The 21485-nt window shown below is 33.6% G+C and carries 6 protein-coding genes and 1 pseudogene; 1 reads left to right on the forward strand and 6 read right to left on the reverse strand.

What is annotated here, in order from left to right; genetic code table 11:
* Window positions 1–14: 14 nt before the first annotated feature.
* The 3 genes and pseudogenes from LEM02_RS03825 to wmk form a co-directional block, all read right to left on the reverse strand.
* Complete coding sequence (locus LEM02_RS03825) at window positions 15–221, reverse strand: JAB domain-containing protein (RefSeq protein WP_226079848.1); 207 nt, start codon at window positions 219–221, stop codon at window positions 15–17.
* A complete protein-coding gene (locus LEM02_RS03830; RefSeq protein ID WP_226079850.1) occupies window positions 203–694 on the reverse strand; it encodes a Mov34/MPN/PAD-1 family protein in 492 nt (163 codons plus the stop codon). Before LEM02_RS03830 ends, LEM02_RS03825 begins: the two co-directional genes overlap by 19 nt.
* A 150-nt stretch (window positions 695–844) precedes the next feature.
* A pseudogene (gene wmk, locus LEM02_RS06845) lies at window positions 845–1740 on the reverse strand (WO male-killing family protein Wmk).
* Window positions 1741–2122: 382 nt separating this feature from the next.
* On the opposite strand from wmk, the gene LEM02_RS03845 reads away from it, so the two are divergent.
* Entirely contained in the window at window positions 2123–3040 is a 918-nt protein-coding gene (locus LEM02_RS03845; protein ID WP_226079858.1) for an Rpn family recombination-promoting nuclease/putative transposase, read from the forward strand.
* Window positions 3041–3377: 337 nt separating this feature from the next.
* Here LEM02_RS03845 and LEM02_RS03850 read toward each other — a convergent pair whose 3' ends face one another.
* From LEM02_RS03850 to LEM02_RS03860, 3 genes are all read right to left on the reverse strand, one after another.
* Window positions 3378–17141, reverse strand: coding sequence for an ankyrin repeat domain-containing protein (locus LEM02_RS03850; RefSeq protein ID WP_226079864.1), 13764 nt, complete (start codon window positions 17139–17141; stop codon window positions 3378–3380).
* A gap of 100 nt (window positions 17142–17241) precedes the next feature.
* Window positions 17242–18474 (reverse strand): hypothetical protein, encoded by a 1233-nt coding sequence (locus tag LEM02_RS03855; RefSeq protein ID WP_226079866.1) that lies wholly within the window; start codon window positions 18472–18474, stop codon window positions 17242–17244.
* Window positions 18475–19130: 656 nt separating this feature from the next.
* Window positions 19131–21485, reverse strand: a 2355-nt coding sequence (locus tag LEM02_RS03860; RefSeq protein WP_226079868.1) for a flotillin family protein, incomplete at its 5' end; no start/stop codon positions are given.

Genomic DNA, 21485 nt, shown 5'->3' on the forward strand with positions numbered 1-21485 from the left:
CTCTTCTTTTCGGACTATAACATTCCTTCTTCCTTAAAACTAAGATAGCTTTTACTTGTAACGATAATGTGGTCATATAACCTAATCTCTATAGTCTTACAGGCTTCAGCCAATTTTTTAGTTACAGCTAGATCCTCCTCAGATGGCCTTAAACTTCCGCATGGGTGGTTGTGCGACATTATCATTAACTTTGCTTTTTCTATTATTGCTTTTCTTGCCACTTCATGTATGCAAATAGGTACATATCCTTTTTACCAACATACACTGTTTCCCCTATTAAATGGAACTTTTGATCCAAATATATTATTATTGTACATTCCTTTTCTAAGTGCCCTATACATGCCTTTAAATATTCTACGAGCTTTTCCAAGTTACCACCTATTACTGGGCCTTTCTTTAACTCTTCTCTCGGTACCCTCTTTAAAGCTTCCTTAAGACATAGAATTGCTGTAACTGTAGAGTTAGTTACCCCTTCTATAGTTTTCAGGTCATCTATTTCCAGACCTGAAATCCTTCCTATTCCTTTAAAACGATCCATTAGCCTTTCAGCAATAATGCTAGCTTCGACTCCATCATGCGCTCCACTCAGAAATGTTCCTATTATTTCATGATCTAGTAAAGCATTTCCTTTGCTTACCAATGCTCTGAACTCTATTTCTTCTCTACGATCTTTACTTTTATTGTTATTATTCATATAATATATCCTTCACTAATAATAAATTATTTTTAAATGTTTACTGCTACTTTTTTAGCAGTCTTGGCATAAAGCCATAGCTTTCGGGTGAAGTCAAATCAAATTTTCATTTTTTTTGTTTATTTTTTATGGAAATATAAAAGATCTTACTTAAAACTTATAGCCAGTCGTTTGTAAGATAATATCAACAGAAATTCCTTCTTTGATTAAATTCCTTGCAACTTCAACCTTTTTTGCTTCTCTAATCTTTTCATTACAAACATGTATGCCTTCAAACAAAGATTTGATCAGCACATCTCGTAACTCCTGACTCTCTATCTTTTTGTATTCTTCTATCAAATTTGATAGCCCAACTTCGCTATTTTCATCTTCTGTTGATTCGGGAAGTAGATCTATGATACTGATTGATAATACCTTTGCTATTTCATCTAACATTTCAAGTGAAACAGCAGCGCGTCCTTGTTCATATTCATATATTCTTTGATTTATTATGCCCACTTTACTTGCTTTGAGTATATCCTCTTCTCAACCTCCATTCTTTTATTCTTCGACCTACTTTATACGGAATAGAAATTTTTTTTCTCATCATTATCATATTTACCAATAGATAAATTAGTTGTTCGAGAGATAACATGAGTAGAAACTCCTGCCTTAACTAAACCCTTTGCTACTTCTATTTTTACCGCCTTTCCACTTTCTTCCTCACTAATATGGATGAATTTAGTTAATAAATAAAACGTTTCACGTAATTCTTGGTCCTTAATCTCTTTATGTCTTCTTACTAGATTTAATACCTCTTCTCCCTCATACCCTTTCTCATTTGATACTTCTTGTCCGCAAGCTAGATCTCTAGCAGTTGTTGATAATGCTTTTGCTAATTCATATAACTTCTTAATTGAAATTCTGCGTGTTCCTTTTTCATATTGCAGTATTACCTGATATGTTGTTCCGATTTTTTTTGCTAAATCTTTTTGAGTATATCCCCTTGCTAATCTACGATTTCTTACTTCCTGTCCTACTTTGTGGTCTAAGGTGCTAGCGGTCATTCTTTTTCGTAACCTGCCATAAAATCTCCTTTAGAAGTTTTAGATAGAAATTTTGCTAGACCTTTTGAAAACTAGTATATTAAATGCCTATGCTGTGACAAGCTAAAATGAGAAGTTCACACTTTAAATAGGTATGTTTAAGACCACTAAATTCATGAATTCATTTGCCGGGGCTTTTAGGCACTTTATGAGGGGGTTATAAAAGATGTACAAAAGGACGTCTAAGGTGCGTAGTAGCATTCTAGGGTCATCTATTAAGGTAGTTTTTTGCCAACTCTTGAAATTTAGCTAAATTTACCACTTTAATAGACTTCAGCATAAAAACGTTGAACATTTCTTCAAAATTGTGTATAATTATTAATGCTTTTTATCTTACTTTCTCATGGCTCTTTCGAAATTTCTTGATCCAAAAAACGACCTTAGTTTTAAGAAAATATTTGGCTCTGAAAAGAATAAAAATATCCTCATTCACTTCCTCAACGATATCTTGGACTTTTCTACTTCTGATCAAATAATGGAAATTGAATTCCTTAGTACTATCATGGATCCTGAAATTGCTTCTGACAAACAAAGCATTGTTGATGTTCTTTGCAAAGACTCTATTGGTAATAGATTTGTCATCGAAATGCAGCTCGCTCGTGATAAGGGCTTTGAAAAACGCGCTCAACTTTATGCTGCTAAGGCTTATTCAAGACAATTAGATAAATCTGGTAATTATATTGATCTTCAAAAAGTCTTCTTTATTGCTATTTCCAATTGTAACCTTCTGCCTGAAGAAGTTGACTATATTTCTACTCATAATATACGTGATATCAAAACCAATGGTCATTACTTAAAAGATCTACAATTTGTCTTTATTGAGTTGCCTAAATTTACAAAAAATAGAGTAGAGCAGTTAGAGAATACTACAGAGAGATGGTGTTTCTTTTTTAAATATGCAGAAGAAACAACTGAAGAAGATCTGAAAAAGATAGCAGCAGAAGCTCCGATAATAAAGCTAGCATATGATGAATTAGACAGGTTTCGCTGGAATGAAAAGGATTTGATCGCATATGAAGAAAGAATATTGAGCGTGCAGAAAGAAAACGCTATCCTTGCTCAAAAACTCGATGATGCTACTCAAAAAGGCATCCAAATCGGCCATGAAAAAGGTAGACAGGAAGGCAAGGCAGAGGGAGAAAAACAAGCTAAAATAGCTGTGGCAAAAAACCTACTTAAAGCTGGTGTCTCTACTGATATCATATCACAAACTACAGGTTTTTCTCATTCTGAAATTTCACAACTTAAAGAAAAAACATAATATTCCTACTTATTCACTTTAACATTTATGAAAACCTTCTCTAAGTTAGACATATTCCCTAATTAAGAATCTAGTGAACTGTCTAAAATGGCTATAAAGATTACACATAGAATTATATAAATTACTATCATAACGTTACCCAAACTTCTATATCAAAGCTACGTGCTGTAAATTCAATATGGAAAACAGATTAACCACTTAGCATTTAATGTCTACTTCATCCATTTTAGTATGAGGACCATCAAACTTGGTACTGATACCCCTAATTATTTTAGCTACCTTTACTTTAAATTTTCCACTACTTGGCATATTATAGCTCCACCTCTTATATTATAACCTACCTATTGAGATTACCTCCAAGCTTGGTTACTCCTACATCAGAAAGACAAGTTGATACTTTTGAATGGCTGTGAACTGAAGCATTACTTAAATGACTTTGAGGCTCTAAAATCATCTGCTGTTTTTTTGCACCATCAACTTCTAATTTACCATCTCTGTTGTGTAATATCTGCTCTACTGATTGATTTAATACAATATTTAGCCTGCTATTAAATTGAATCATAAACTTGTCAAACTTCTTCGGACTTAACTTGCCAGGACATCCCGCCTCTCTACCAGGACACGCCTTCTCTACATATGAATTTAAAATCCCTGAAATCTCATCAAATTTGCCACCTATAATTTTTCCAGTAATCTCTTTCCCCATTTCCATAAAATCAATATTTAACCGGTGCATTGATATTTTGCTACCCTTTGCAGCTTGCTCTACTACTTTCTCAAATCCCTTTGTAATATTCAATGTATAGCCCTGTGCTTCTAGTGGAGATATAGGTTGATCTACTGTAGAAATATACTTCTGACCTGTAACTTTTCTAACCAGCACATCAAGTAACATTATTGTACCATTTACATCCATTGGTGCATCAACTTGTGAGATTGCACTTGTAGTATTCAATGTTTCCTCAGGCAAAGCAGCTCCAGAATAAAATAACCCACCTACAGAGCTTTTCACCCAAGAAATACAATCATTTATCCATGAAGATGGTCTTGTGCCACTGCTTGCTGCTATCTCAGGTTGATTACTTGAATCTATATGGTGATGACGACGTTTGCGTTGTGCAGGTTTTTCTCTTTTTTCATTGATTTCTTTCTCTAAACGTTTCATAATATTATTATATCCTTTATCTCTAGCAATATCTAGAGGTGTTTTGCCATATATATCCTTAGCATTCACATCTGCTCCTTTATCAACTAGAAACTTAGCAACTTCTAAACAATCTTCCAGTGCAGCCCAATGTAGTGGTGTCCAACCATTTTTATCAGCCTCATCAACGTTTGCTCCCTTGTTCAGAAGAAACCCCGTGATATTCACGTTATTATTCATAATAGCAAAGTGCATAGGAATTCTGCCAAGTATATCTTTAGCATTCACATTAGCTCCCTTATCAACTAAAAACTTAGTAATATCTGAATGACCTTTCAATGCAGCCCAGTGTAGTAATGTGCAACCATATTTATCAGTCGCATTAACACTCACATCTTTACTAACAAGAAACTCTACTATGCCTAAGTTACCACTCCAAGTATAATAAAATACGCCATGCGTTCTGTCGTCGATATCTTTAGCAATAAGATCATTTATTGTCTTTAGATCTTTTTCACTTTTTACGGTAAGTAACAATTCTCTATCTAAGTGTGCCTGCATTAAAACTCTTTCCATATTTGAATAAGAACCAGCTTCATTTAGAGGTACTCTACCACCATCATCTTTGGCATCAATGTTAGCACCTTTACCTATAAGATACTTTGCTATATCTAATTTACCATTACTAGAGGCCCAGTGTAAAGGTGTTTTGCCTTCCTTATCCTTAGCATTAATATTAGCACCATTTTCTATAAGGTACCTTACTATATCCAATCGATTACTAGAAACAGCAAAGTATAACGGTGTCCAGCCATACCGATCTTGAGCATTCAAGATAGCACCTTGACTTACAAGATCTTTAACTTCTTTAAGGTTACCAACTTGCACCACAGTCAACAATTGCTCGCCTAATTGTGCTTTTTTTAAATACCCTACAACATCATTATGTTTTTGATCAGTAGCAACATCTAACGATATCTTACTATCCTTGCCTTTAGTATTAATATTTGCTCCCTTATCTATAAAATACTTTACCAAATCTAAATGACCACCCCAAGAAGCCCAATGTAGTGGTGTCCAACCATTCTTGTCAGCATCATTCACACTAACTCCCTTGCTGAGAAGAAGCTCTACAATATTCTTACTATTGTTCTCAGCAGCACGCTGTATAGGCTTTTTGCCGTACATATTCTCAGCATTAATATCAGCACCTTTTTCTATTAAAAACTTTGCAACTTCTAAGCAGTCTTTCGATGCTGCATAATGTAGTGGTGTCCAACCATTATTATCAGCAGCATCAACGCTTACTCCCTTGCTCAAGAGAAACTCTATGATATCTCTATTATTATTCTCAGCAGCAACGTGTATAGGCTTTTTACCAGCAGTAGAAGTGTCTGCAGCATTCATATCAGCACCTTTTTCTATCAAAAACTTAGCAACCTCTAAACGCCCTCTCCATGCAGCATAGTGCAGTGGTGTGTAACCTTGCTTGTCAGTATCATTAATACCTACTCCCTTGCTAAGAAAAAACTCTATGATATCTTTACTATTATTCTCAGCAGCAACATGTATAGACTTTTTACCATAAGGGCCTTTATCTGCAGCATTAATATCAGCGCCTTTTTTCATCAAAAACCTTGCAATTTCTAAATGATCTTTAAATGTAGCCCAATGTAGTGGTGTCCAACTGTATATATCTCTAGTATTAACATTAGCATTCTGACTAACAAGATCCTCAACTTCATTGAGATTACCATCTCGTACTGCAGTCAACAATTCTTCATCTAAATCTGATTGTCTTTGTTCTATCATTTGTACTATGTTTGTGTAACCTTCTTGCTTAGCTAAATCTAAAGGTGTTTTACCATCTTTGTCTTTAACTTGAATACTAGCACCTTTATTGAGAAGAAATTTGACTGTGCTTGATTTATTTCCTTGTATAGCTACATGCAAAGGTGTTGAACCATTATTATTTACATCATTAATGCCACTAGCATTTTTATCTAAAAGAAATTCGACTATTTCAAGCTTACTATCATACTGAGCAGCCACATGTAAAGGTGTATTACCATACACATCTTTAGCTTTGATATTAGCGTTCTTATCAAGAAGAAACTTAACTATGTCGAACTTGTTGCTAGAAGCAGCAAAGTGTAAAAGTGTCCAATCATTACTACCTTTAGTATTCAATCCAGCACCTTGATTTGCAAGGCCTTCAACTTTATTGAGATCTCCATCTTGCACTGCAGTCAATAATTCTTTATCCAAATCTAACTGTGCTTTTTTCAAAAATTCTATTACATTTACGCGATTCTTTTGAGCAGCTAAGTCTAAAGGTGTTCTACCGTCGGCAGTTAAAGCATTAACATTAGCACCTCTCTCAACAAGATACTTAACTACATCTAATGAACCCAATTGAACAGCCCAATGAAGAGGCATCCAACTTTCATTATCTTTGGCATTAATATCAGCACCGTTATTTACGAGAAGTTTAACTATACTTAAATTATTCTTTTGAATTGCCCAGAACACAGAGATCCAACCCAGCCTACTTTGAGCATTAACATTAGCACCTCGTCTGATATTGTCTTTAACTTTGCCAAGATCTTCTTTTTCTATAGCAATCAATAACTCTCTATCCAGATTTAATTGTGTTTGTTTTAAAATTTCTACTATATCTGTGTAACCCTTTTGCTCAGCCAACTCTAAAGGTATTTTACCATCTTTATCTTTAGTCTCTAAATTAGCACCTTGAGCGATAAGATCTTTTACTTTATCAAGATTACCACCCCTTGCATTAATTAATAACCCTTGATCCAACTCCGCCTTCTTCAAAATTTCTATCATATCTCCTTTAGTAGCTAAACCTAAAGGCGTTTGGCTATTCATGTCTATAACGTTGACACTAGCACCTCTATCAAGAAGGAGTTTTACTACACTCAACCTACCTGCTTCAACAGCAAGATGTAAAGGCTTTTTATTATCTTTATCTTGAGATTCAATTTCAGCACCTTCATCAAGAAGAAATCTGACCATATCTAAATTACCCTCTTGAGCAGCAAAATGTAAAGGCGTTCCCTGATACGTTATCTCATTATTAAATTTTGCACCGTTACTAACAAGAAGCTTGACCACACCCCATTTACCTGACTGAGCAGCATAAAGTGTCGGTGTCCAAGCACGCCTGTCTTGAACTTCAATATTAGCACCTCTGTCAAGAAGGAATTGAACCATATCTAAATTATTTCCTGATGCAGCAAAGTGTAAAAGTGTTTTACCTTCCTTATCTTGAGCATCAATATTAGCACCTCTATCAAGGAGTAGTTTTACTATACTCCATTTACCTGATTGAGTAGCAAGAAATATTGGTGTGTACCCAAATTTATCTTGAACTTTAATATTAGCTCCTCTATCAAGAAGAAGTTTAACCTTATCAAATTCACCAGCTCCAGAAGCAAGATGCAAAGATGTCCTACCAAGTTTACCTTGAGCATTTATGTCTCCACTGTTTGGAGACTCTAAAGGTATAGAATTCTTTTGTGAATTAATAATAGAACTCACATTATTTAATTCATCAATACTATCTGAATTACGTATTTTATCTATTTCGTTACTTAATAATATTTCTCTGTCAGCAAATTTTATAGATAATGTTTCCATTTTAGGTTCTTTATAGAAATCCTTAAACCGTATAATACATAACTCGCTTGCTTCTACATCAGCATTAAAGACATTGGTAACTATCAAGTCATATTTATCATGAAGATAAGTATACTGCCCTGCTTTTTTAGATACAATTAGCTTATTCTTTTCTTCTATGCTTTGAGATGTTACTTCAATAAAATTCTCATCAGAAATAAAGAATGAAGACTTTAAATCTAAATTATCATCTATTTCCACCGGTGCATTATCAAAAATAATTTGTAATTTTTTATACCACTTATTTATAAGTGCATCTTTCAGCCTGACTGTTATTACATCTTGCTGTAAGCCGGTAGCTGATATAGATAACTTAATTAATAAATCATCCTTATCTTTCATAACAGTTGGTATCGGTTTTATACTCAAATCCCTATCTACCTGCTGCATCAACTGATGTAAATCTAATGTCCTTCTTAAACTTTTCTTTCCATTGATATCATCATTAACTACTACTTCCTGAATAGGAAAATTTTCAATATCAAGTGTTTCATGACCTGAAGTAATTGCGCATATATCATTTCCTCCTAGAATAACATTTTTTCTCTCACTTGTATTTAACTCACTACATACATCTTCCTTTACAAAATTCGGGTAAAGATCAGCATTGCTTCTCCCTCTATTATTTAAATAACTATCTAAATCTAACTTATTTTTTGACTGATTTAAAAAGGTATGCCTTTCAATATCTTCAACTATAGCAGATATTCTACTTGCTATTTGCCGATCATCTTCTTCAGTTAATATCGACTTATAGTCGACTACAGTTTGATTATAACCATTTGATTCTTGTAGACTACGTCTATTGCGAGTAGATCCACAATCTTCAATTTTCCACCTACTTTGATCTCCCACTCGATCCTGCGTATGCCAAGTAAATACGTATCGTCTATAGCTGTCATACTTATAGGAATCTGCAGCATACAAGTATTCATCATATTGAACGTTCTTTATGTGACAATTGTCACCATCAAGCTCAATTTTCCACTGACTTTGGCCTCCTGCTCGCCTCTTTGTATGCCAAGTAAATACGTACCGTCTATAGTCGTCATACTTATAGGAATCCGCAGCATACAAGTATTCACCATATTGAACGTTCTTTATGTGATAATTGCTACCATCAAGCTCAATTTTCCACTGACTTTGACCTCCTGCTTGACCCTTTGTATGCCAAGTAAATACACTACGTCTATACCCGTCATACGGGGCGTAGCTAGCAGCATACAAATATTCATCATACTTAACATTTTTAATACATACTTTTGACGAAAATACTGCATTCCTCACTGATTCTGGTAATCTACTTTTTAGTTTTTCAAGGTCAGATCTTTTTTCTGAACGGACACTAGAATATTTACTAGAGTCTACTGTATTTTTAATACAGCGAGCTAACTCAAATAATGCACCATCGTTCTTTGGCATTTTATCAAACACAGCTATATAACCTGAGATACTCTGATCAGGGCTATTATGACTGTATATGAACCTTAATATTTCTTTTTTATCTACTTGCGAGTATACGTCACTTACAGCTTCCTTAATTGCTCCACCAAACAACTTTTCATCAAAATTATAAACCTCATCCAAAAGTTCAATAGTCGAAGCATTGCGATTATTTAGCATACCATCCTTTAGCACCCTTTCTGCTTCACTTTTTATCGAACCTCTTAAACTACTTATACAAGACTCTACCAATCCTTTTGCATTAGATGGAATATTTGCTTGGTTAACAACTTCCTTCTTTAAAAATTCAACCTGTTTTATCATTTTAAATGCGTCATTACTTTTAGTCTTGATCCTGTTACAAAGAAGTTCAATTACACCTGAGTCATTATTGTAAGCGGCTAAATATAGAGGTGTTCTACCATCGTTGTTTTTAGCCTCGATATCAGCACCTCTATCAAGAAGAAGATTAATCATGTTTTGCTTGGCTTCTTCAACAGCCAAATGCAGGGGTGTCTTACCCTCCTTACTTCTAATTTCAATTTTAGCACCTTTATCTATAAGAAAGCTAACCATATCAAGGTTGCCATAATAAACAGCATAGTGTAAAAGTGCCCAATTATCGTCGTTACAACTAGTTAAAGCATTAATGTCACCTTTCTTCTCTAAAAATGATTTAAATACACTTTCACTTAATTTTACATTACCGTTGTAAACAGCATAATGCAAAGACGTCCAGTTCTGTGAACACTGATTTTTATGTTCAATATCAACATTACTTTTTTTAGCAGTTTTATCAAGAAGAGTTTTAACTTCATCCCATTTACCTTCATAAACTGCTGTGCTTACCAAAGGTTTCAATACTCCCAATCCTGAAGTTATCATCCACTTACTGCACTGATCTATTGTGTTTGAATCATACCCATTCAGTAAAAGGTTATTTTCTAATTTTTCAAGCAATGTTAAAATTTGACTGCTACTTGTCATTTTACCTTTTAATTCCTCAATTCCCTCTAAACTACAAAAATTTTCTGTAAAGCTAACCTGCTCTTGGAGTGAAGAAAAACCTAAACATCGATATGCTGGACTTTTATTTTCTCTTGTAAAATTATCAGCTGATACTAAACATTTAAAGTCATTTTCTACTTTCGGAGTATATTTATCCCTATTCTGACAATTTTCTGAAGCTTTACCAATTAAATACTGTACTTTTCCTACCTCAGATAAGCTAAACCTATCTAACCTACGGATTGTTATTGGTTCTAAACCTAGATCAAATTCCAATATAGAAATTCTATAAGATTCAGAATTATCCCAATCCTTTATGTCGATCGTATGATTAGACTTCTTATCACGAAATATCAGATCTGTACCACTACTAAAAACTTCAACCTGATCCGGACTAGTGTTCTTCAATATCATTACTCCTATGCGCTCTTCGTCTTCTCCTATAAAAGTAGAGATACCTTTTTCTGACTTTTGGTTATGCTGGATAACAGTAGTAGGATTACTAAAATCCATAATGTATTCTTTTACGATTCTTTCATAATCACTTCTAAGTTTGTCTTTGTATTCTGTTACATTATCAACATTTTCTAACAAGTCAGAAGATGGAACAAGATCATTGTTATTCCATAAAGAATAAGAAATATCTTCCCATTTACTTCGGTTGGTATAAAACCCTTCTATTCTAATCATAAAAGGTATTTCACTTTCTCTTATCAATAGGAGATCATCTTTATCTTTATACTTTTTAATATCTTCAAGACGAGAATCTATTACTACATGATCACCTTGAAAATCCTTAGGTAACAAAAACATATTCTGAGTTTGTGTAGCTTGTAAAAAAGGAACTAATTTACCTTTTTCTGAGGAAGAACACGACATTGACTGTACATAAGGAATAAATGTTTCTCCTTTTTTGTTCATAACTATAAGATGCCTATAATTAGAATCTTGAAGATAGTTTTTTACTTGAATATCAGTGTCGTTATAATTTAAATGTAAGTCACATTGCTGAATTGAAAAATCTTTTCCAACTTCTGGCATAAATAGTATATCCAGTTTTTTATCATTTGAATTATTATCAATTTTGACTTCTCTACTATTTATATCATTGCTAATAAAATACACATCACTTCCTTCTCCTCCTCTTGCAAACATAGTGCCTTGATCGAAGTTGATTACATCATCTCCTGAAGAACCAAAAACCATATGCGGAACCATATTATTATCTTGACTTTCTGTTTTGCTTCTAACGACACTCAAAACCTTATAATCCTTATTATTGTTTAGAATCTTTTTGTAATGAGTTTCAACATTGTCAAAATTATCTAGAGGATATTCTGAATGTAATTCAAATGAATTAATCTTTATAGCTGATGAGTCTGATTTTTCAATCTTAGGAACAATATTACTACCATTTTTATCTATTAGTACAAAATAAGGTTTATTACTGCTTTGCTCAGCATAATTTTTTATATCAAGAGTAAATTGATTGTTTTGACCCAAGTTTATTTTCAAAGATAAAGTATTACTATTTGTAGAGTAAGTTATTTGATCACAATCACTCAATAAATCAATTTCTGGAAAAACTACAGTTCCTGTTCCATCTACATCAATTTCTGAATATAAACCTCTACCTTTATAGTCTGCAGTTTTTACGTAAAAAGTATAATTGCTCTTTCCACCCTTGACTGTAGTATACGGCGAAATAATTACTTTTTTACAATTTTCAACTACATCTTTCTCATTGTTGTTAGAACCACCACCACTATCTATGATAACGTCACGATCATCGGTTCCGGTAAAGTGCTCAGAGTAACCCATGCACAAAACCTCATCCACCTTGTTCTTTCTTCCAATATAATGGTAATTAAAGAGGTTGTTACCGACATAATCATCAATCAATAAACGATTATTTATTTCTACCTTTAATTGTCCATGGGCACTAGGTTTGAAACGATAGTTAACTCTTATACTTACTTTATCTTTTGTTAACTGGCTTAAATCAAGTATATTAGTAGAGTTGCTTCCACCAATAATTTTACCTGAAAAGCTAGGGTTATTTACAAGGACAAACCTATTTGCTACATTATTGCCACCAGTTATTTTTGTTGTACCTGGATAAATTAGAAAATTATTGTTCCATTTATTGCTTCCAACAATTTCGCCTTTATCTATATTTCGTAAATCATAAACAATTGTTTTGCCATTTCTACCATCGTGACTAATAACCATTGCATTCTCACAGTAGTATAAAGGCGGTTGAACTGAACTTGTAATACCTTTTTCATAATCCTGCCCAGTAACCTTTGGCAAACAAATCCTGCTGGCACCTGGTATACGATCAGGTATAACACGTGAAAGATCTTTGGTATTAGTATCTTCTTTATCCATCAAAATCTTTGCATAATCAGGCCGAAGAGTATTATCACTTACTTTTCCAAGACCAACACCATAAGCAACAACACTATTAGGAGCATTATTTAAAGCCTTCCATACTTCTTTAGCTAGACTATCAACTGTGTTTTTTCTATCTGCAAGGTGTTGCACATCAGATGCCATATCTTGAAATAGAATCGTTCTCCAAAATATGCTCCAGTTTTCTCCATGGGTTGTATCATACTTTTTCTTGTACTCTACGATATTGCTGACACCACTATAAATCCCATAACCTACCATTAACGCAGCCCCAGCTGCAATACCAACTACAGGCATGTTAAGTGCTGTAAGAGCAACACCAGAAACAAATGAAGTGCTAGAAAAGGCTATGGATGCTATATTATCTCTTATCTCCTTTTCTCCACATGGATTATCACTATTCTCTCTTTTTTTACAATCTACAAGATTACTTGTTGACATGCCTATCTCAACAATATCAAATACACCAGCTATAGCCCCTGCTGCACCTTTTGCTATTGTACTTCCAAATTTCACTCCTACAACTCGGACAGCAAATTTTGTCCGCTTACCTAAAACACCTGGTATCTTTCCTACAACCTTTTCAGCTGATGCAACAACTTTTGGAGTAATTTTAACCATTACATTCTCAATTGGTTGAGATGCAAAAGACCATCCTATTCCGCCTAGATTTAATCCACAATCTGTTGCTGTTCCATCCTTACAAGACACAATGGCTCCATGGATTCCTCTGATTAATTGTATTCCACCTGCAGCATTCATTAACCTGCTTTTTAATTTTGGATTTTTTATTAACCCGCTATTTTGCTGTGAAACGTCACCGTGCAAACCCTTAATACGTTCATTCTGGACATAGCGTTCATACCCTTGATCTCCAATGACCTTATCGAGTAAATACTTATGATTACCTTCAATACTTTTGTCTTCAACGAACTCTACTAGCTGAGCATTTTTCTTTTCATCTTGACTGTTTTTAACATAAGTTAGGAATTTTTCACTATCAATTATAATTTTATCTATATCATTTTCATCTACCCTTCCTTTACTAAACTTTTCTACATCACCTTTGGAAAACAAACAAAGATTAGTACTTCTTTTCCTTCTGCTACCTCCTCCCACACAACTATTTAAGTTGAATTTCTTGCTCGGTTGTTGTGTTTCAGCAAGTATAGTTTCTAGGTTAGCTATACGTTGCGAATCTATACTTAATCTATCTGAAATATCTTCTCTCGCACGTATAAAATAATCTTCATTTCTTCCTTGAACTTGCAAACGGTTACGTATTTCATTAGGAATATTACGTGATCTACTTATTTGCAATACATCATTAATATCTCTAGCATTTTCTAATGCCCATAAGCCACAATTGTGACCATCTCTTTGTTGAGCAAAAGAAACATCATTAACGGTAATTTGAGCTTGTTGTAAAACTTGACGAATACTATCTGGAACATTGCTACCAAACGAGTCTGCATAGTACCCATTATACTTCCCATTTTGATAGGCAACAACTAACGTAACCCAGTGATTATTATTTAAATTAACAATTAAAGTTAATGGCCTTTTTTCACCTCTTGTTGCTACGCTATTCTGAAACTGTTGTAATTGATTAGCTATATGCTTCGGTGATCCCACTACTTCAAACAATGTGTTAGCCCCATCAGTACCATAGCCATATTCTATTCTTGCAATATCAGCTATATCGTGTTGTTGAAGCCAGTAATGATAATCCTTTTCTGCTGTTGCAGATTCTAATGTATTTAAGTTCTCTTCTTGTATACCTATATCTTTGAGTCTCTGGGTTACTTCTTGTATTCCTTCTAAATGTTTTCTCTTAGCGATATCAATAGAACTGTGCACTACTAGAGCAGGAACAAACTCATCACTCGTTAATATTAAAGAACCTTTATCCTTAGCCTTCGCATTAACAACTACGCCCATGAAAAGCATTTTGTCACTATCTGTGATTGCTTTCAGTGCTGCCCCTTTAGCATATCTAATATTTTGTTCTTTTGTTAATTTATCAACTTCCTGTTTTAGCTGATTTTGATTTAAGTTTTTATCTATAAGCTTAAATTCCAACGCTATAGGAGTATATTCTTTAGTACCTTGAGGCGAAGGACCAATACCTTGAATTACCATATCTACACGACCACCTGCTCCTACTTGAAATTCAGGTATGATTACAGTCTTAGAAGAAGTTTCCTGTAGCTTTAAATCGCTGTAACTACTAAATAAACCATTAAGAACAGCTTGTAATCTTGCTTCATTAGTAATCAAATCTTTAATAGGGTAAATCGCATCTGCTACCTCAGTAAGCAACCCTTTATAGGCTTGCAATGAAACCTCACCGTCAGGGGAAGTAGTATGTTGAGAAGTTATTGCTTGATCAAATTTTGCCTTTAATTCATCAGAATTAGGTATTTTAAGAAAACTACCTGCAAATTGTTGATCTGCACCACTTGGTTTATATTTACTTATCTGTTCTATTTCAAAAAGGTCTTCAAAAGATAACCCTGTTTCATATTTTTTTAGACTCATTTTAATTTCTATGACATTTCCTACTCTTCCTATTCCAGGTATGTTCAGCACTGGAATTTTTTTATCAGCATAGAATTCCTTTGTATTGGATTCTCGTATATGAAAAATGAATGCTGTTTTTTCTTGCCCTTCATTACCTTGAACAAATATTAATGTCATAACCGGGCTTTTAGATAAAGTGTATTCCGTTCCCTGAGGCCAATTAAGCGGGTACTCATCATATGAGTATATATATTTTTTAATGTTACTTTGATCTTGACCAATCTTGTTGATTAAAATTGATTGACCTAATATGTCTCGACTGAAATAGTAATGATCTTTTGTTTCTTTATTTGCTGGAAAAGTATGATATTCGCTTGATAATAAATCTTTTACCTCTCGCTTAAAAACTTCCTCATAAGCTGATTTATTATTCCACTTGCCAACTAGTTCGATAAATTCCTCCATCAAAGGAGCTGGTGGTCGTTTAATAGGTTTTACTTCAGTTTTAAACGGTTCCGCATTATCTAAATTTAACCCAACAGCAATAGCATCACCTGCATTGGTTAAAATCCTCATCTTATTTGGTCTAAAACCTTTTATATAATCTTCAGCTTGTCTCAGCGCATCACTTGGATCAACTTGTCCTTCAGTTCCAGCCTTGAGTTCAATAAGAATTGGAACTGAATCAACAGCACGATTAGGACCACGCACAAGCAAAACAATATCAGCGTAACCTCCTCCAGCAAACTGCTCCAGATAGAGTTTGGTATTATCACGATATCGAAAGTTATCAAATATTCCTGCTACAAAGCCATGTTGATCAGCTTCGCGAGCCTTAATGCCATAAACATTACCTTGTAAATCTAAATTGGTATGAATTTTTTTAATATAATTTAGAATGTCTTCGAGATTTTCCTTAGCTTGACGTGTATCTGAACTGACAAGCTTTTCTATATAATCCTCTAGGTAAATAGACTTACCCAGCTTTTTTGTCACTTCCTGAAACTTTACTGTAGGCTCAATGGGTTGATCTACAATTTTCTTTTTACTTTCTACCTTAATGTTTATTTTTTCATCTTCTCCATCACTCTTTAAGGTATATCCCTTTGCTGATACAATTCTTGATATTTCCTTACTAAAATCATCACTAAGGTTTTTATCTGAGCTATTTAGAAACTGCTTAGCTTTCTTTAAAAATTCATCTTGAGGTAAATAATGACCTTTTAATTCATCAGGATCAATTTGCATTGTTTGAGTATTGCCATATACATCCTTAGCTTTACACTCCAACACGTTATTCTTCAGATATAAATATAACTTCTTCGACTTAACATCTTTGTCTGACTTCGGTCTGCTTTTTATTAACTCATACTTATCTTTCAAGATTTTTATCACATCAATTTGAAGCTTGCGGGCATCCAATTCAGTATAATCCCTACCCATTACATCCTTCCACTCACCCGTGGTGAATTCAAAATTCTTAGTACGTGTCTGAGGAGAGTTAGAATGTTGAGCCTCTGTATCTTCGGTAAAAATAAAAACATGTGTTTTGTTTTCTGTTTCTGCCACAACCTTTAAGGTTCTTGCTCCCTCAAAACGAAAGTGTAACTTTTTTATGCCTAACTTATCATTAAGCTTAGTATCTAATACACTGGAAAACCAACCTAAAAATCTATGAGGAAAAAAGCCAGGCTTTTCACTAGAATGTAAATAAGATTGTATTTGATCAACCAATGACTGATATCTTGCTTCAAAAGATAGATCTAACTGATCTACTGCACTAGAAGTTGAAGAATCTACTTTCCCAAAAAGCAACTCAATCAACTCGAAATCTTGTGGTTTTTCTTGGTGTTGATTGTTATCAACCATAACCTCCTCCTGATTTTAACCTTTTACAATTTTTACTCTCACTAAAATTCTTTGCATGCTTTCGTTTAAGTTTAAGTAACTAAATAACTTTATCTTAACACTACACTTTGCTTCTAACATTAGTCACCTTCTGTTGTATAGCTTCTACATCTAATGATGAATTTGGCAACTGATCATCTCCTCCACCAACTAGTTGCTTATTTCTAATTCTAGTGAATATCTCATGTATTGATTTATCTTCTTCCATAATAGATTGCATTTGCTCTTGATTAAGTGAATTAATAATTTCCGGCAATACCTTAATATCCGCATTCTTTTTGATCAGACAAGCAATTCTATTTCTAGATGCATATCCTATACCCAACTTATCTAAAAAGTGTTGCTTATGAGTTTCAAAGCCAGAACGATTCCACATGGAGGTGAGCATGTCACTACCAGACTTAATAAAACTATCATCTGATAAAGAAACAAGTGAATCCAATGCTCCAAACATCGATGTACTATAACCTTCAGGAGATAAATCTTCTGACTTTAAATGTTCAAATAGCCTTTTAGCACTTTCAAAGGAGTAACTTCCTGTGAGCGTACTTAACGTATAATGATACTTATTTTGTTTAAAATCCCTTTTCAATAACTCATGATACTTATCTTCATGAAGGTAACGTAGACAAAAATCAACCATTCCAACATTATCAGCAGAAAAACGTCCTTTATTATATGCTACTTCCATTAATAAATCTTCTTTCCTTTTTGAGGATACAGAATCAATTAACTGTAACTTATCCCAGAAGAATTCCAAGGCTTCAACATGCTTTTCTAGCATCGCACATTTAAAAGCGTAAACGTATGGATGCTCATTATTTAATTCCAACTGATGTTCCTGATTATTTATGGCATGTGACCAGTAGATCATTAAAGCCCCTTTATCACATCCCTTAACTAAACTCTCTACTGGTTTACTACCTAATGTTAATTTAAATTCCTCAAAAATAGCTCTTATCTCGTCTTCAAAACAACACCAACATGCAATCCTGTAACGATCAAAGCGACTGAGGAGAATTTTTTGCCCATCTTCAGTTTTTAAGGTTAATAATTTTTTCCCTAGTGCATACCTATCAAGCTTAACATGACCTAAGGTATCATCGATTTTCCAACAGGCTCCACTTTCTAAAATTTCCTTTAAAAAAGGTGGTAGTATTATGCTATTCCATCTATTAAATAGTGCCTGATATGCAATACAATATCTCTTAATCTCTAACTCTTTAAACCCTTTATGAGGATCATCTTCTTTAATAGACGCTAGTAATATCTTTTGTACATCTTCGTAATCCATACTTACCCCCCCTAACAAGATTCAATATATTTTAGGCATGTTGCTCTACCTTTAAAACTTTGTCAATTACTATTTTAGAAAAATTTTCTAACCCAAAGTAGTTTTAGGCAAAAGGCTCTTAACAGGCTCAATATAAGATCTTTTATTCGCTTTTAAAGCCTGTTTTTGTTATAAATTCACCTCAATTCTTTTTTTCTTAACTCTTAAATAAATTAATGTTAATTTAATATTATATATCACTAAAAACTTAAATAATACAACCACTTTCAGTAAACAAAACCAAAGATCGTGAGAACAAGTTTTCTTGGAATGGATTGGTCTGCCACTCGATACATACGAACTTTTTAATACAGTGATTTTGCTATACGCTAAAACTAGCCATATTAGCATATTTCATCCATATCTACATACGAACTGGTTTGCCTAGCTTTGTTGCAATAATTTCAAGCTTCTATTTTTATAACTTTATTTTTACATGGCTTGTTCTCACAAATATACGATCTTTTTTGTGATTTTCAGAAAAGTAAAGAAGTCAATAAATGAATTTTTTGTGATGCTAAATGAGATAACCTTTTGAAAATATTCAACCAATAAAAAAGCTTGTATCTCCTACCTAGTGCTCCCCCTTGCATACTTGAAAAAACTACTCAAAAAACTTATACACCAGCCCCACTGCCTTTCCCAATTCCTGCACTTGCACCTTGGCTTACATTTACATCACTAAGCGAAGTACCTTGATTTGAGAAACCTCTTACTCCTACCTCAATTATCTCAGCACTTACTCTTCCTTCTTTTATTATTTGCTCTCTATTGATTTTTATTTCCTCTATTATTGTATCTATTACCTGGTCTGGAGATCCTCTTGTACAACTTATAGCTGCTTTTATAATTTTGTCTTCACCTTCCTCACCTATTGCACCTTGTAGTTCTTCATCAAGTCCTGCTAATTTTCTAGCGCAAACCTTAACTGCTTTTTTCTCTAAGTTCTTTTGTTCCAATTCTTGTTCCAACTGTCTTACCCTTCGAGCCGCTTGTTCTGCCCTCTGAACCGCTTGTTCTCTACTTTGTTCTGATGCTCTAGTTCTAACTTCTATTTCTTCTATGCGCCTCCTTATATCGTTTGATTCCTCTATTGCTTTTTTTGTTCTTTTCTTCTCTTTTTCAAAAAAGGTTTCTTTTTTCTCAAACTTTTCTTCAAGCAAATCTGTTAACTGATTTAGCGCAAAAACTGATATATTTCCTATTTCTCTTCTTTTTGGATTGCCGCCGTTGTAATACTGACCTACTACCTTTTGTAACCCTTTGCCATTTTCCTTACTATAATAATAATTTACCATAAGGTTTGCAAATTTGAATAATTCCTGACACGAGAGCTTTTTTATATACTCCTTACTTATTTCAGTAAATTCAGTTTCATCTGCTCCTAACACAAATTTCTGTTGCTCAAAAAAATCACTATTATCCCAACAGAAACAACTTTCTATATTCTCACACAATTTAATGATCAATTTGTAGTGTGCATTTATCAAATCAGAATACTCCAATATTGGTTCTACAAATATTTCGTCAGGTTGTACTTTATCTTTTTTATGACTCTTTAATATTTTATATTGTGTTTCACCTTCTTTTAATAACTTACCTACTTCTAACTTTATTATCTCCAACTCTTTAGAATTTTTACACTCCTTACTTAGCGATTTTAGATTTTCTACCCAAATCTCTTCATAGAATTTTTGATACTCTTCATTACGTTGTTCAAATTTCTTTCTTATTTCTTTTGTTGAGTCAAGAATATTTCTTGCTTCTCTTATAGACATTTCCTCATTAAGTATCTTTTCCACAAAACCTAAGTTATTTTTTAATGGCTTTATATAGTGTTCTCTTACTTCTTCCAAATATTGATTCCTTGATTCCATTAACCTTCCTTCTTCCCAATACGCTATATAATGCAACTTATTACATGCAGCTATATTGATTATCTTAAATAAATCTTGACCACTATTAATTAGATTGACTGAAATTTCTCCAAATAATCTATATATGTAACCATACCCTTGCTTTTCTTTCATTACATAGTCATGTACATTATTTAGTGCTTTCAGTATTGCATTAATTCTCTGTTGCACACTATTTGCATTTTGTATGCCTACTTGTACATCTGGGTGATACTTTAACGACAGTCTCTTAACATCATTAATTCTATCCTTAACATATCTATTGTGTTCTTCTTTACTCTTTTTACCCGCTTCTATATCTTTCAGGCTTATATCAAGATTCATTAGTAACCATTTTAATTCAAATGATTCCAGTGCTTCATTTAAAGTGGTATTAGAGTCATTATCAATGTTATTACTTAAAATAATCGCCCTAATCAGATTACTAAACTTATCTGCTATTGCTAGCGTCCCTACTTCTGCAACATTTCTACCAGCAAGATAAGAAGAACCTGCAGCTATAATTCCTGCTACACATATTGTTACTCCTGCACCTAATGCCGTAGCTCCTGCTCCTAACATTTTTTTTCCCATATCTTTTCCAGCATCTAGCATGTATCCCTCCTTTGTTAGCTGTTGATAATTATAAATATATCCATATTGAACAATATGCCATTGATGTACTATCACATTTGTAAATACACTAAGCACTAATCTCTGCAAAAAAGAGTAGCTATCGTAATTTATCGCTCTTTCACACTGTTCTTTAGTTAGCTCAACATCTTTGATTTTTTTGCTCCATGGCCACCACCAATAAACTCTCATTTCACCAAATGCTTCAAGTAACATCAGGTATTCATTTTCTGATACCTCACCATTTTTATTCTTTTGTAGTAGCACCTTAGAATCAAAACCCTTTTGTTTGCACAGATACTCAAATAAACTAGGACCAAACTCCCATAAAAGTACCCGATATTTCCTATGCTCAGAAAATCGCCTAATTATATTGTTTTGCCACACAGATAAACTAACACTACCAAATGTATATTCAGGAAAAATTGGTTCCATTAATTTCTT

It is taken from the genome of Wolbachia endosymbiont of Tribolium confusum (assembly GCF_020405475.1).
Taxonomy (GTDB): domain Bacteria; phylum Pseudomonadota; class Alphaproteobacteria; order Rickettsiales; family Anaplasmataceae; genus Wolbachia.